Source organism: Streptomyces sp. NPDC002680 (assembly GCF_042889145.1).
Lineage (GTDB): Bacteria > Actinomycetota > Actinomycetes > Streptomycetales > Streptomycetaceae > Streptomyces > Streptomyces adonidis.
On the sequence record NZ_JBIAQP010000006.1, the window covers coordinates 216,302 to 229,517 of the forward strand.

Here is a 13,216-nt window from a genome sequence, read left to right on the forward strand (position 1 = left end):
TCCCACATGGTCACCCAGATGCGTCTCCCGGGGAAGACCGTGGGGGCCTGGTGAAGCAGCAGTCTCCGCAGACCCCGCCGCCGGGCACCCGGTAGTAGAGGCAGCAGCTGCGCCGTCGGAAGGCGGTGCCGGTGAGGGTGCCGGTCGGGGCGAGGCGGGGGTGGGTGAACAGTTCGGCGGCGAGGGTGCGGGCGCGTGCGCCGGCGTCCGGGTCCCTCCCGTGCGCCCAGCGGTCGAGCTCGCGGGCCGCTCCGGCCAGCGCGGAGCCCGCGTTGCCCCACAGCAGGCCCTCGGCGACGCCGTACCGGGCGTGCAAGGCGGCCGTGAGGGGCTCCAGGTGCCCTCGTACGACGATGTCCGCGACCGTCGCCGCGTCGGCAGGCCGGGGGCGTACCTCCGTCAGCCACAGGTCGTCGGGGGCGCTCGCGGTGGCGTCCCAGAGGAGGAGGCGGGGGTCGAGGTCGGGGACGCCGCCGTACAGGACCGCACAGCCCAGCGCGATGGACCACAGTCTGGCCGCGAGCGCCTGTTGGGCGATCGATGCGGAAACCCGCAGCTCAGAGGTATGGAGACGGTCCGCGACCGTCTGGACACGGAAAGTTATGGAATCCGCGTAAACGTCCTCTCCACGATGTGCGTAGGTCTGCGCGAGCGTCGGCGGCCGTACGGCGGGTGCTCCGGCCGTGCGTAGTACGAAGAAGCCGCCGAGGGGTGCGAGGGCCGTGAGATCCGGGTCGAGGTCCACGGGGAGCAGTAGTACCAAGGAGGGCCGTAGTCGTGCGCAGCGGCTTCACCTCCGCGTCACCCACCCTGGGGAGGACGTTGCGCTCCATGTACTCCATCGGCAGTAGGACCCAATGGATGCTCTGGTACGACGACGTGGCGCGCGCGAGGGGGGATCGTAGTCACTATGGAAGCCGACCGTTCGCCGCGCCGGGCCCCTGGCCCGCGCCGCACGCAGAGGAGTTGCTCATGAGCGCCCTCGCGTTGTCCATCCTGCTGTCGCTCGTCTCCGCTGTCGCCTACGCGGGCGGAGCGATCGTGCAGGAACGTGTCGCTGATTCCGAACACGGCCAGTCCTACGCGCCGATGCGCAGGCCGGTCTGGTGGGCCGCCGTGGCGCTGAACGGCTTCGGCGGCGTGCTGCACGTGGTGGCGCTGGCCTACGGGCCGCTGAGCGTCGTCCAGCCCATGGGCGCCCTGACGATCGTGTTCGCGCTGCCGATGGCGGCCCTGTTCGTGCGGCGCAAGGCCGGGGCGACCGCCTGGCGGGGCGCGATCATGGCGACGCTGGGACTCGCGGGTCTGCTGTCCCTGGTCGGCGCGTCCGAGGCGCAGTCCCTGGGCACGACCCAGCGGGTGCTGCTGGCCGTGGTCACCGGCTCCGCGGTGGTGACGCTGATGGTGGCGGGCCGCGCGGCACACCGGCACCCGGCGGTGCGCAGCACGCTGCTCGCGATCGCTTCCGGTATCGCCTTCGGTATGTCGTCGGTGTTCACGAAGGTCGTCGCCGTGGACTGGTCCGGCGGCATCACGGCCGCGGATCTGCCCACGCTGGCCCTGATCGCCGTGCTCGGTGTCGCCGGTCTGCTGCTCTCGCAGGCGGCCTACCGGGGCGGTGGCCTCGCGGCCCCGCTCGCGACGCTGACGGTCGTGAACCCGGTGGTGGCGGCGGCGGTCGGCATCACGATGTTCGGCGAGACCTTCCGGTACGGCACGACGGGCACGATCCTCGCGCTGAGCTGCGGTGTGGTCGCCGCCGGCGGTCTGATCCTGCTCACGACGGAACGGCTGCAGCACAGCACGCACGCCGAGGCGCTGCCTGTGTTTCCTGACCCTGCATCCCCTGTTCCCGCTGTTTCAACGCACTCGGCCCCGGAGCGGACAGAAGCCGGGCACGACGAGGAAACGGCGGAAGTGAGCGACGAGCGGACTCCCGGGCCGGTCCCGGCCGAGGTCCTGTCGGCCGGTCTGCCGACGCTCACGGGCCTTCCCCCGCAGCCCGACGCGCCCGCCCACGAGGACGACCTGGTGCCGGCCAACGCGGCGGTGCCGGCGCCCGAGCAGGACGCGCCCGACGAGGGCCCGCCCATCCACTTCGGGCCCTTCTACGGCGTCCCGTACGTGCCGATCCCGATACCCGCCCTCGACCGGCACCGCACGAGGGTCAAATCCTGACGCCGCCGGCCCGGAGATAGGCCACCGGGTCGATGTCGGTACCGAAGCCGGGCCCCGTCCGCACCTCGAAGTGCAGATGCGGGCCCGTGCTGTTGCCCGTGGACCCCGAGCGCCCGATGCGCTGCCCGCCCGACACGGACTGGCCCGCCTTCACGGAGATCGCCGAGAGATGGGCGTACTGCGAGTAGCGGCCGTCGGCGTGCCGGATCACCACCTGGTACCCGAACGACCCGCCCCAGCCCGCGTCGACGACCTCGCCCGCCCCGACCGCCTTCACCGAGGTGCCGGTGGGCACCGGGAAGTCGACGCCGGTGTGGTAGCCCTTCGACCAGGAGGAACCCGCCTTGTGGTACGGCGTCCCGGTCGCGGCGCTCACGGGCGCGCTGAGCGTGGTGGTGGTCGTGGGGGCCTTGGTCGCGGCGACCTTCTCGACGGCGCGCGAAGGGGCCTGCTCCGTCCTGGGCTTGGTTTTGGTCCTGGCCTTGCGCGCGGGCTCGGCGGTGGCGGGTGCGGCGGGCGCGGCCTTCGTACGGAGGTTCAGCCGCTGGCCGGGGACGATCAGGTCCGGATCGGTGCCGACCGTCGTGCGGTTGGCGGCGTACAGGCGCTGCCAGCCGCCCCGGACGTCGCGTTCGTCGGCGATGCCGGAGAGGGTGTCGCCGTGCACGACGGTGTACATCTGGGCGGTGCCCGCCTGGGACTGGGGCGTGGTCTGCGGCTTGACGTCACGGACGGTGCGCTGACTCTTGGCCTGGGACTTCCGCTCAGAGGTGCCCGAGTTGCCGGAGTTGCCCGAGGGGTTGATGTCGGGGGTGTCGCCGCCACGCGTGAGTCCCGCGCGGACCGAGCAGACGGGCCAGGCGCCGGGGCCCTGCCCCTTGAGCACCTTCTCGGCCACGGCGATCTGCTGGTCCTTGGTGGCCAGATCCGCGCGCCCCGCGTAGACCGTGCCGCCGTACGCCTCCCAGGTGGACTGGCTGAACTGGAGCCCGCCGTAGTAGCCGTTGCCGGTGTTGATGTTCCAGTCGTTGGTGGACTCGCAGGCCGCGACCTTGTTCCAGGTCGACACATCCGCCGCGTCCGCCGCACCGGCCCCGACGAACGGCAGCGCGATACCGGCGCTGCCCGCGGTGACGGTGAGAGAGGCCCGGTTGATCCGGTTCGGCTGGTACCGGCGGTGCTTGCCGCGTACGGCCATGGAAGAGCCCCCCTCACCCTCACCCAATACCAGGAGTCGCAAAAGTAAGCGCTGCGAACAGGCCATGACAAGACGGCAAATCAGCCTCCGTACGGCCGAAGTACGCCTGTTGAGACATCGAAGTGGCCGGGAATACGGGTCTGTTGCGTAAACGCTGAGGCAGGTGGGGGTTCTGGTGCGTATTGGCGTACGCAGGAACGGCGGACCCGGATGTGCGGTCGGCGTACCGGCACGTCAGGATGGCCCGAAGGGCAATACTGGCGAGCGGGTACGAACTGCACCACCGCTTCCAGGACCTGCCGGCACCACCGTTTTCCAGGACCCACTAGGAGCCATCCGCATGAGCAACTCAGCCCAGATCGGCGTCACGGGACTCGCGGTGATGGGCCGCAACCTCGCCCGCAACTTCGCGCGCAACGGCTACACGGTCGCGCTGCACAACCGGACGGCGGCGCGTACGCACGCTCTGGTCGAGGAGTTCGGGACCGAGGGCGACTTCGTCGCGGCCGACACCGCCAAGGAGTTCGTGGAGGCGCTGGAGCGCCCGCGCCGCCTGGTCGTCATGGTGAAGGCCGGTGAGCCGACCGACGCGGTGATCCAGGAGTTCGCCCCGCTCCTGGAGCCCGGCGACATGATCATCGACGGCGGCAACGCGCACTTCGCGGACACCCGGCGCCGCGAGCGCGACCTGCGTGAGCAGGGCATCCACTTCGTCGGCATGGGCGTCTCGGGCGGCGAGGAGGGCGCGCTGCTCGGCCCGAGCATCATGCCGGGCGGCCCGGTCGAGTCGTACGACTCCCTCGGTCCGATGCTGGAGAAGATCTCCGCGAAGGCGGCGGACGGCACCCCGTGTGTGTCGCACGTGGGTCCGGACGGCGCCGGCCACTTCGTGAAGATGGTCCACAACGGCATCGAGTACGCCGACATGCAGCTGATCGGCGAGGCGTACCAGCTGCTGCGCGATGTCGCCGGGTACTCCCCCGCGCAGATCGCCGACATCTTCCGCACCTGGAACACGGGCCGTCTCGACTCCTACCTGATCGAGATCACCGCCGAGGTGCTGTCGCACGTGGACGCGGCGACGGGCAAGCCGTTCGTGGACGTCGTCGTGGACCAGGCCGAGCAGAAGGGCACCGGCCGCTGGACCGTGCAGATCGCCCTCGACCTGGGCGTGCCGGTGTCGGGCATCGCCGAGGCGGTCTTCGCCCGCTCGCTGTCCGGCCACGCGGCGCTGCGCGAGGCCTCGCGCGAGCTGGCGGGCCCGAAGGCGACCCCGCTGAGCGAATCGGAGGCGGCGGCCTTCGCCGACCGCGTGGAGCAGGCGCTGTACGCGTCGAAGATCGTGTCGTACACGCAGGGCTTCCACGAGATCGCGGCGGGCAGCGACGAGTACGACTGGAACATCGACCTCGGTGCGGTGTCCGCGCTCTGGCGCGGCGGGTGCATCATCCGGGCGGCGTTCCTGGACCGGATCCGCGCCGCGTACGACACGCGGGCGGATCTGCCGAGCCTGCTGTCCGACGAGACGTTCGCGCGGGAGATCGCGGGGGCGCAGGACGACTGGCGCGAGGTGCTGGTCGCGGCGACTCGGCAGGGGGTGCCGACGCCGGGGTTCGCGGCGGCGCTCGCGTACTACGACGCGTTGCGTGCGGAGCGGTTGCCTGCGGCGCTTACGCAGGGGCAGCGGGACTTCTTCGGGGCGCACACGTATCGGCGTACCGATCGGGAGGGGTCGTTCCACACGCTGTGGGGTGGGGATCGGTCCGAGGTTACTGGCTGAGGGTCGTCGCTCCGCGGGGTGGGTGGTTTTTTGGCTGCCCGCCCGGTGGGGGCTTGTCGCGCAGTTCCCCGCGCCCCTTAAGGGGCGCGACTGCGCACCCCGTGTTTCAGGACAGTGGTGGGCCCGGTTCCGGGGCTGGGGTTGGTTCGGGACCCGGGGGCTGTGGGACCGGGTCCGGGGGTGTCGGGGGTGGGGTGGGGTCCGGGAAGGGGCCCGGAGTGGGGCTCGGTGGTACGGGGTGTGGGTCCGGGTGGGTCACGGTGTCCTCCAGCCAGTCGGTGCTTCGGCTCTGGACTTCTTCCCCGCGTACCCGACGCACGCGCCCTCACTCACTCCAGGTGGGTCACGGCCGCCGCCAGGCCCAGGCGGGGGCTGGACAGCACCGGTACCGACGTCGTCGTCAGCGACTGGGCCGGGGTCATGGAGGCCTGGGCGAGAACGATCGCGTCGGCGCTGTCGCCCGGGATCGAGTCCAGCGCGTCGGCCACCGTCCGGACGTAGGCCTCCGTGTCGCCCGCCTGGAACTGGGCCCAGGCTCCGTCGACGAACAGTGTCCGTACGTCGGCGGGGAGCCCTGCGCTCCGGGCCTCCTCCTCGACGAGGGCCACCGTCGGTCCGAACGTGCTCTCGGAGGTCGCGACGACGACCACCCTCGGGCCGATGGCCACCGCGGCGGCGGCCATCGGACGGTCGACCCGCAGCACGGGCACCCCGACCTCCTCGGCGGCGGCCTCCGCGACGCCCCCGATCGAGGAGCAGGTACAGAGGACGGCGACGGCGCCGTCGGCGACCGCCTGTTCCAGGACCGCCCGTACGTCGTCGGCCACGGACTCGGGCCCTGCCGCCCGCGCCCTGGTCAGCAGGTCCTCGTGGACGACGTGGGCGAGTTCCAGGCCCTGGTGGTCCTCGTCGCCCAGGGCGTCGAACACTGGGACGTGCACGGGTGAGGTGTGCAGCAGGACGAGCATGGTGAGGCGAGTCCCCTTGTCGGACGTCAGAAGCGGTCGGGGTGCGCCACCAGCCACTCCTTGGCGGCCTGGATGAGCCCGGGGTCCGCTGCCGGGGCCTCGGCAGGGTGACGCTCGGCCCACTTCACGACGTACGGGCAGAGGGGGGCGACGACGATGCCCTCGCGGGCGGCCATGGCGTACAGCTCGCGGGCGAGTGAGCCCGCAATGCCCTTTCCCTCGTGCGCGGGCTCGACGATCGTGTGGACGGGGACCAGCGCGCGTCCGCGCGCAGCCAGCACGAAATACTCGATATGACCCACGACTTCACCCGCCGCCACCGCCTCCAGGCGGCCTGCCGCCCGTTCGTCACGGATCTCGATGTCGCTGCTCATGGACACTCCCCTCGAAGGTTCACCGATACGCCGATTCACCGGATCGTCAGGCCGTGGCCGCCTGTGGGCTGCGTTCCTGGTCCGAGCCCGGCACCGGCTCGGCCGGGTCGGCGCCTAGCGCCACAACACGGTTGCCGTGGTCCACATGGACCACCTTCGGCCGCAGCGCCCGCGCCTCGGCGTCGGTCACCTGAGCGTATCCGATGATGATCACCAGATCTCCGGGATGGACGAGGTGGGCCGCCGCCCCGTTGATCCCGACGACGCCCGACCCCCGCTCACCCTCGATGACGTACGTCTCCAGCCGGGCGCCGTTGGTGATGTCGACGATGTGCACGAGTTCGCCGGGCAGCAGGTCGGCGGCGTCGAGGAGGTCGGCGTCGATGGTCACGGAGCCGACGTAGTGCAGGTCGGCCTGGGTGACGGTGGCTCGGTGGATCTTGGACCGGAACATGGTGCGCAGCATGGAGGTACTCCCGAAAGCTAGGCTCCCTGCCTGCGTATATGCAGGTCAAGGGCTGTTTCCTCACCCTGGTGAGGACTCGCGAGTCGAGTACGACCAGCCTACGCACCAGCCGCCGCCCGCCTCCGTGATACGCACCACTTGCGGCGCGGGAAGGCGTCAGATCCAGGTGGGCACGTGCTCCTCCGCGTAGCGGGCGCCGAAGCCGCCGTGGGGCAGGATCTCGTCGATGGCGGCCAGGTCGGCCTTCGTCAGGGTGACGTCGGCGGCGCCCGCGTTCTCCTCGATGCGCTTCGAGCTGCGGGTGCCGGGGATGGGCACGATGTGCTCGCCGCGGGTGAGCAGCCAGGCCAGGGCCAGTTGGGAGACGGTGATGCCCTTGGCGGCGGCCAGTTCGCCGAGCCGGGTGACGGCGTCGACGTTCTTCTCGAAGTTGCCGGGCTGCCAGCGCGGGTCGCTGTTGCGCATGTCGCTGGCGTCGTATTCGCCGGCCGGCTTGGCTGTGCCGGTGATGAAGCCCCGGCCGAGCGGTGAGTAGGCGACGAAGCCGATGCCGAGTTCGTCGAGGACCGGGAAGAGCTGCTCGACGTCGCGCTCGAAGAGGCTGTACTCGGTCTGGAGGACGGAGACCGGCTGTACGGCGTGGGCCCTGCGGATCGTCTCCGGGCCCGCCTCGCTCAGACCGAAGTACTTCACCTTGCCCGCGTCGACCAGCTCCTTGACGGTGCCCGCGACGTCCTCGATCGGCACGTCCGGGTCGACGCGGTGCTGGTAGAAGACGTCGATGCGGTCGACGCCGAGGTGGCGCAGGCTGTCGTCGGCGACCTTGCGGATGTTGTCGGGGCGGCTGTTGAGGCCGAAGCCCTTGGACAGGTCGGTCAGGTCGAAGCCGAACTTGGTGGCCAGGACCACGTCGTCGCGGAAGTCCTTGACCGCCTTGCCGACCAGGATCTCGTTGGAGCCGGTGCCCCAGCCGTAGAGCTCGGCGGTGTCGATGAAGGTGACGCCCAGCTCGTGGGCGCGCCGGATGGCGGCGACGCCCTCCTGCTCGTCGCCGGGGCCGTAGGCCATCGTCAGGCCCATCGCGCCGTAGCCGATCTCCGAGACGGTCAGACCCTCGCTGCCGAGTGTGCGGTGCTGCATGACGTACCACTCCCCAATCCAAACCAAAACTTTCGTTTTGACTGTACGCCTTCGCGGTGACCCTTGCCAAACAAACCTTTTTGGGTGGGTACTCTTCAGACATGAGCCCTTCGACCAGCGCGGACTCGACCCGCGACCGCATCGTCACCGCGGCGAGGGCCGAGTTCGCCCGGTACGGGATCGCCGGTGCGCGGATCACCCGTATCGCCAAGGCCGCGAGGACCAGTTCGGAACGCCTCTACGCGTACTTCCGCAGCAAGGAGGAGCTGTACGGGTTCGTCTCCGAGCAGGAGATGGCGGCGGTGGCCGAGGCGACCCGCCTCGACCCCACCGACCTGCCCGAGTACGCCGGGCGGGTGCACGACTACTTCATCCGACACCCCGACCGCTTCCGGCTCATGAGCTGGGGCCGGATGGAGATGGCGGGCGACCCCGCCGACCTCGCCACCCGGGAGACCGTCCGCCGCAAGGTCGAACAACTCCACAGGGCTCAGGAGGCCGGCCAGCTGGATCCCTCCTGGGAGCCCATCGACATCCTCGTCTTCGTCAACCAGATCGCCATGGCCTGGCCCAGCCAGCTCGATCTTGTCGAGGCGGCCGGCGACCGGGTCCGCGACCCCTCCCTGGCAGCCCGGCGGGCCGCTGTCGTCGCCGCCGTACAGCGCCTCTTTCCCGCCGCCGTCGAGAAGGGCCCGGCGCCCGGCTGAGACGCCCTTGACCAGTGCCTGGTGACCGGCGCGACGGGATTTCGTGGGCGCCGGACTGGCATCAGTCCGGGGCTCAGCCGAGTGCGGGCCTGCGCAAGGTACCCAGGGAGAGGACGGCCGGTCGCGTCACCCCTTGCCGAGCAGATCCCTCGGAAACGCCCCCGCGACGACCGCGGCCTTGGCGAACGTCACCCCCAGGATCGTCAGGCGTGCCACGCCCTCCGCGCCCAGGTGTTCGTACGGGGCCCGGTCCAGGCGGTCGGTCGCCTGCTCGATGTCCTCGCGGAGCGCGACGCCCCGCTCGGTGAGTTCGCCGGTGGCGCCGTCCAGCAGCCCGCGCTCCCGCAGACGGGTCGTCGCCGCGTTCCAGTCGTCCTGGGTCCAGCCACGGGTGGTCGTCGCCCACTTCGGTGTCAGACCCTTGCCCGTGGCGGTGTGGGTCACCATCGCCTCCAGGCCGTCGAGGCCCGCGGACATCAGCGCGGCCAGGTGCCCGTCGCCCCGGTGCTCGCGCAGCAGGGTCGCCGCGTGCCAGAACGCCAGGTGCGGCTCGTCCGGGACCGCGAGGTCGGCGTGGGCCGAGTAGAGCGGCCGGGCGCCGCGCCCGCAGGCCTCGGCGGCGCGCAGCGCGAGTTGAGCGGCCTCCGCCATCTCCGCGGACGCCACGGCCTCCTCGCCCAGCAGCCGCCGAAGCGTCGCGTCGACGGCACGCGCGCGTGCCGCGAGGACGTCGGCGGGGGCGGCGATCGACCACACCGCGGGCACGTGCCGGGACACGAGGTCGTGCTTGTAGTTGTAGAAAGCCGCCGTCACCGCGCCGGCCCCGACCGGCCCCAGCGCCGCCGACCGTGCGGCGAGATTGACGGCATGGGGATGGGTGATCCCGAGAGTGCCCAGCTCCCGGCCCAGATCGGGAGAGAAGTAGTGCGCCCCGTGCAGGGAGTTGAGCGGACCGTTGCAGCGTCGGACGGCGAGCGGCTCAAGGGCGGCAGAAGTCATGTCCGGCAGGTTACCGGTTGGTCAGTACACGCATGTGGGCAGCTGTGTAGCCGAGTACGCCTCCTCGTTCGCCCCACCGAATGGAGACCCGCATGATGTCCGACACCGCACGCCGCCGCGCCGCCGTGGTCGGTCTGGGCGCCCGTGCCCGGCTGTTCACCGAGGCACTGGCCGGTCCCTACGCGGACCGGTTCGAGCTGGCCGGCTTCTGCGATGTCAACTCCCACCGGATGGCGGTCCACAACGGCTGGCTCGCGGACTCCGACCCGGGCCGGGCGCCCGTACCCGCGTACGCCGCCGGGGACTTCGACGAGATGCTGCGTCGCGAGCGGATCGACCTCGTCGTGGTCACCTCCGTGGACCGCACCCACGACGACTACATCGTGCGCGCCCTGGAGGCGGGCTGCGACGTGGTCACCGAGAAGCCGATGACGACCGGCGCCGAAAAGGCCCGCCGCATCCTGGACGCCGTCCGGCGCACCGGGCGCGAGGTGCGGGTCGCGTTCAACTACCGCTACAACCCGGTGCATTCGGCCGTACGGGAGCTGCTCGCGGCCGGGGAGATCGGCGAGGTCGGCTCCGTGCACTTCGAGTGGCTGCTCGACCTGCGCCACGGCGCCGACTACTTCCGCCGCTGGCACCGCGACAAGGCCGACTCCGGCGGCCTGATGGTCCACAAGGCCACCCACCACTTCGACCTCGTCAACTGGTGGCTCGGCACCGAGCCCGAAACCGTGTACGCGCAGGGCGGGTTGTTCTTCTACGGCGCCGAGGCCGGCCGGCGCCGTGGCCTCGCCCGGGACTACACCCGAGCCCACGGCTCCCCCGCCGCCGAGGACGACCCGTTCGCCGTACACCTCAAGGACTCGCCCGTGCTCAGCGCGCTGTACCTGGACGCGGAGGCCGAGGACGGTTACCACCGCGACCAGAACGTCTTCGGGCCGGGAGTGACGATCGAGGACGACATGGCGGTCCTGGTGCGGTACGCGACCGGTGCCATACTCTCCTATCACCTGACCGCGTACGCCCCTTGGGAGGGATACCGCATCGCCTTCAACGGCAGCGAGGGGCGGCTGGAGTTGCTGGTCGAGGAGTCGACGTGGACCCCTCCCCGGGGCGCAGCAAGCGGCTCCGTGCTGCACGGCGTAGAGGTGGCCGACACCGTCGGCCGTACCGAGCTGACGCTGCGCCGTTTCTGGGCGGAGCCGCGCGAGGTCAAGATCGCCACCGGTGAGGGCGGGCACGGGGGCGGCGATGTGCGCATGCTCCAGGACGTGTTCGGCGCCCGGGTCCACGACCCTCTGCACCGTGCGGCGGACGCGGCCGACGGCGCCCGTTCCCTGGTCACCGGCCTGGCCGCGAACCGCTCCTTCGAGACGGGGCTTCCGGTGCGGACCCGGGATCTGCTGGACCTCTGACGTCAGAGGTCGCGCACGGCGGCCCGGACGAGTCCGGTCTGGTAGGCGATGACCACGAGCTGGGCGCGGTCGCGGGCGCCGAGCTTGGTCAGCGAGCGCTGGATGTGGGTGCGGACGGTGAGCACGCTGAGGACCAGGTCCTCGGCGATCTCGGCGTTCGACTTGCCCTGGGCGGCCAGGGCGGTGACCTCGCGTTCGCGCGGGGTGAGGTCGGCGAGGCGTTCCGGGGGTGCGAGGAGGCCGCCGGGGGCGGGTGCGGTGAGGAACCGGGTGATGAGGGCACTGGTGGCACCGGGCGAGAGGAGGGCCTCGCCTGAGGCGACTGTGCGGATGCCGGTGAGGAGGGCGTCGGTGGTGACGTACTTGCCGAGAAAGCCGCTGGCGCCGACGCGCAGTGCCTGGGCGACGTACTCCTCGGTCTCGAACATGGTGAGGATGAGGACGCGGGTGCCGGCCAGTTCGGGGTCGGCGCAGATCGCGGCGGTGGCGGCGAGACCGTCCGAGCCGGGCATCCGGATGTCCATGAGGACGATGTCGGGGCGGTGGGTGCGGGCGAGGTCGACCGCCTCGTCGCCGTTGGCTGCCTCGCCGACCACCTCCATGTCGGCGCAGGAGTCGATCAGCAGGCGGAACGTGCCGCGCAGCAGGGCCTGGTCGTCGGCGAGCAGGACTCGGATCGTCACGCGGTGGCCTCGTCTTCTTTCCGGTCTGCTCCCGGGGCGCGTGAGTGCGGCTCTTCGTCCGGGGCGAGGGGGTGCAGCGGGAGTGCGGTGGTGACTTCGAAGCCGCCGTCGGGGCGGGGCCCGGCGTACAGGTCGCCGCCGACGGAGTGGGCTCGCTCGCGCATGCCCATCAGACCGTAACCGCCGCCCGGTACCGACGGAGTCGTGGCCGCAGCGTCGTTGGTGACCGAGACGAGCAGCCGGGAGGCGGAGTACGTGAGCCCGACGCGGGCCCCTTTGCCGGCGCCGTGCTTGGTGACGTTGGTGAGGGCCTCCTGGATGATCCGGTACGCGGTCAGGTCCACGCCCGGTGACAAGGACCGGGGTTCCCCGTCGGTCGTGACGGTGACCTCGATGCCCGCGGTCTCGCAGGTCGCGATCAGCTCGGGGAGGCGGTCCAGGCCGGGGGCCGGTTCCAGGGAGTCGCTGTCGGAATCGCCGGTCTGGCGCAACACCCCTACCGTGGCACGGAGTTCGAGCAGCGCGGAGGACGTGGTGGCGCTCAGCTCGTCGAGCAGCTTCTGTGCCTGTTCGGGGTGGGTGGGTGCGAGGTGCCGGGCAGTGCCTGCCTGTGCGTTGGCGACGGCCATGTGGTGGGCGACGACGTCGTGGAGTTCGCGGGCGATACGCATCCGTTCCTCGGCGACCCGCAGCCGGGCCTCCTCCTCACGGGTGCGCTCGGCGTACGCGGCCCGCGCCTGCACGGAGTCCGTGTAGTCGCGGCGCAGCCGGTCCCGGCTCCCGCCGACCAGGGGCAGCATCAGCCACAGCACGGGGCCGATGGTGCGCAGCAGGAGTATCCCGGTCGAGGGTGCGTCGAACACGCCGGACGCGACCACCACAGCGATGGTCAGGGCGCCGTACACGCGCGTCGTTCTGGGGTCGGTGGCGGCGGCCAGCCGGAACAGGGCGATCATCAGGGGCGCGAGCAGCAGCGGTGTCAGCAGAAAGCCCAGGGCCAGGGTGACCACCGTGCAGACCGTGGCCGCGACGACAGCGCTGCGCGGATGCGTACGCGACTTCAGCTGGGCGAGACAGGCGACCACCGCGAGCGCTACGGCGGGCCAGTCGTGGCCCGGTTGGCTGACGCCGGGAATGGCGATCGAGGCACCGAGACTCACTGTGCCGAGCAGGCCCAGGACCATGAGGACGTCCGTGGCGGTGGGCCGGCGCCCCAGATGGCGCTCCAGGCTGGTGGTCATCTGTTTCTCCGGGTGAGAGGCCTGAGCCCATGGTGGACGATGCGGCACGAAATGCCGCGTGGGC

At 71.2% G+C, this 13,216-nt stretch carries 13 protein-coding genes; 4 read left to right on the plus strand and 9 right to left on the minus strand.

The window, feature by feature from the left end:
* Window positions 1-10: 10 nt before the first annotated feature.
* Window positions 11-745 carry a (2Fe-2S)-binding protein gene (locus ACFYXF_RS18035; protein ID WP_389350561.1) on the minus strand — a complete coding sequence of 245 codons (735 nt, stop codon included), beginning with the start codon at window positions 743-745 and terminating at the stop codon, window positions 11-13.
* Window positions 746-972: 227 nt separating this feature from the next.
* On the opposite strand from ACFYXF_RS18035, the gene ACFYXF_RS18040 reads away from it, so the two are divergent.
* On the plus strand, window positions 973-2,178 hold the full coding sequence (locus ACFYXF_RS18040; RefSeq protein WP_389350562.1) for a DMT family transporter: 1,206 nt from the start codon (window positions 973-975) through the stop codon (window positions 2,176-2,178).
* Here ACFYXF_RS18040 and ACFYXF_RS18045 read toward each other — a convergent pair.
* Window positions 2,168-3,376 (minus strand): transglycosylase family protein, encoded by a 1,209-nt coding sequence (locus ACFYXF_RS18045; RefSeq protein WP_389350563.1) that lies wholly within the window; start codon window positions 3,374-3,376, stop codon window positions 2,168-2,170. The genes ACFYXF_RS18040 and ACFYXF_RS18045 overlap by 11 nt on opposite strands.
* Before the next feature lie 340 nt (window positions 3,377-3,716).
* On the opposite strand from ACFYXF_RS18045, the gene gndA reads away from it, so the two are divergent.
* On the plus strand, window positions 3,717-5,156 hold the full coding sequence (gene gndA, locus ACFYXF_RS18050) for an NADP-dependent phosphogluconate dehydrogenase (protein WP_389350564.1): 1,440 nt from the start codon (window positions 3,717-3,719) through the stop codon (window positions 5,154-5,156).
* A gap of 329 nt (window positions 5,157-5,485) precedes the next feature.
* Here gndA and ACFYXF_RS18055 read toward each other — a convergent pair whose 3' ends face one another.
* The 4 genes from ACFYXF_RS18055 to ACFYXF_RS18070 all read right to left on the minus strand — a co-directional run bounded on the left by ACFYXF_RS18055 (window position 5,486) and on the right by ACFYXF_RS18070 (window position 8,104).
* Window positions 5,486-6,124 (minus strand): aspartate/glutamate racemase family protein, encoded by a 639-nt coding sequence (locus tag ACFYXF_RS18055; RefSeq protein WP_389350565.1) that lies wholly within the window; start codon window positions 6,122-6,124, stop codon window positions 5,486-5,488.
* 26 nt (window positions 6,125-6,150) lie between these two features.
* On the minus strand, window positions 6,151-6,498 hold the full coding sequence (locus ACFYXF_RS18060; RefSeq protein ID WP_389350566.1) for a GNAT family N-acetyltransferase: 348 nt from the start codon (window positions 6,496-6,498) through the stop codon (window positions 6,151-6,153).
* A gap of 46 nt (window positions 6,499-6,544) precedes the next feature.
* Entirely contained in the window at window positions 6,545-6,964 is a 420-nt protein-coding gene (gene panD / locus ACFYXF_RS18065) for an aspartate 1-decarboxylase (RefSeq protein WP_389350567.1), read from the minus strand.
* A 156-nt stretch (window positions 6,965-7,120) separates the two neighbouring features.
* Window positions 7,121-8,104, minus strand: coding sequence for an aldo/keto reductase (locus ACFYXF_RS18070; RefSeq protein ID WP_389350568.1), 984 nt, complete (start codon window positions 8,102-8,104; stop codon window positions 7,121-7,123).
* A 101-nt stretch (window positions 8,105-8,205) separates the two neighbouring features.
* Here ACFYXF_RS18070 and ACFYXF_RS18075 point away from each other — a divergent pair, with 101 nt between their 5' ends.
* Window positions 8,206-8,811, plus strand: coding sequence for a TetR family transcriptional regulator (locus tag ACFYXF_RS18075; RefSeq protein WP_389350569.1), 606 nt, complete (start codon window positions 8,206-8,208; stop codon window positions 8,809-8,811).
* Window positions 8,812-8,937: 126 nt separating this feature from the next.
* Here ACFYXF_RS18075 and ACFYXF_RS18080 read toward each other — a convergent pair whose 3' ends face one another.
* Window positions 8,938-9,810 (minus strand): hypothetical protein, encoded by an 873-nt coding sequence (locus ACFYXF_RS18080; protein WP_389350570.1) that lies wholly within the window; start codon window positions 9,808-9,810, stop codon window positions 8,938-8,940.
* Window positions 9,811-9,905: 95 nt separating this feature from the next.
* Here ACFYXF_RS18080 and ACFYXF_RS18085 point away from each other — a divergent pair, with 95 nt between their 5' ends.
* Window positions 9,906-11,228, plus strand: coding sequence for a Gfo/Idh/MocA family protein (locus ACFYXF_RS18085; protein WP_389350760.1), 1,323 nt, complete (start codon window positions 9,906-9,908; stop codon window positions 11,226-11,228).
* Window positions 11,229-11,230: 2 nt separating this feature from the next.
* On the opposite strand, the gene ACFYXF_RS18090 is transcribed toward ACFYXF_RS18085, so the two are convergent.
* Window positions 11,231-11,911, minus strand: coding sequence for a response regulator (locus ACFYXF_RS18090; RefSeq protein ID WP_389350571.1), 681 nt, complete (start codon window positions 11,909-11,911; stop codon window positions 11,231-11,233).
* Window positions 11,908-13,152, minus strand: coding sequence for a sensor histidine kinase (locus ACFYXF_RS18095; RefSeq protein WP_389350572.1), 1,245 nt, complete (start codon window positions 13,150-13,152; stop codon window positions 11,908-11,910). The genes ACFYXF_RS18090 and ACFYXF_RS18095 overlap by 4 nt, the downstream gene beginning before the upstream one ends.
* Between the last annotated feature and the right edge of the window lie 64 nt (window positions 13,153-13,216).

Coding starts and splice junctions, on each gene's coding strand:
- ACFYXF_RS18040 (WP_389350562.1), top strand. CDS start 973: ATGAGCGCCCTCGCGTTGTCCATCCTGCTGTCGCTCGTCTCCGCTGTC.
- ACFYXF_RS18045 (WP_389350563.1), bottom strand. CDS start 3,376: ATGGCCGTACGCGGCAAGCACCGCCGGTACCAGCCGAACCGGATCAAC.
- gndA (WP_389350564.1), top strand. CDS start 3,717: ATGAGCAACTCAGCCCAGATCGGCGTCACGGGACTCGCGGTGATGGGC.
- ACFYXF_RS18055 (WP_389350565.1), bottom strand. CDS start 6,124: ATGCTCGTCCTGCTGCACACCTCACCCGTGCACGTCCCAGTGTTCGAC.
- ACFYXF_RS18060 (WP_389350566.1), bottom strand. CDS start 6,498: ATGAGCAGCGACATCGAGATCCGTGACGAACGGGCGGCAGGCCGCCTG.
- panD (WP_389350567.1), bottom strand. CDS start 6,964: ATGCTGCGCACCATGTTCCGGTCCAAGATCCACCGAGCCACCGTCACC.
- ACFYXF_RS18070 (WP_389350568.1), bottom strand. CDS start 8,104: ATGCAGCACCGCACACTCGGCAGCGAGGGTCTGACCGTCTCGGAGATC.
- ACFYXF_RS18075 (WP_389350569.1), top strand. CDS start 8,206: ATGAGCCCTTCGACCAGCGCGGACTCGACCCGCGACCGCATCGTCACC.
- ACFYXF_RS18080 (WP_389350570.1), bottom strand. CDS start 9,810: ATGACTTCTGCCGCCCTTGAGCCGCTCGCCGTCCGACGCTGCAACGGT.
- ACFYXF_RS18085 (WP_389350760.1), top strand. CDS start 9,906: ATGTCCGACACCGCACGCCGCCGCGCCGCCGTGGTCGGTCTGGGCGCC.
- ACFYXF_RS18095 (WP_389350572.1), bottom strand. CDS start 13,152: ATGACCACCAGCCTGGAGCGCCATCTGGGGCGCCGGCCCACCGCCACG.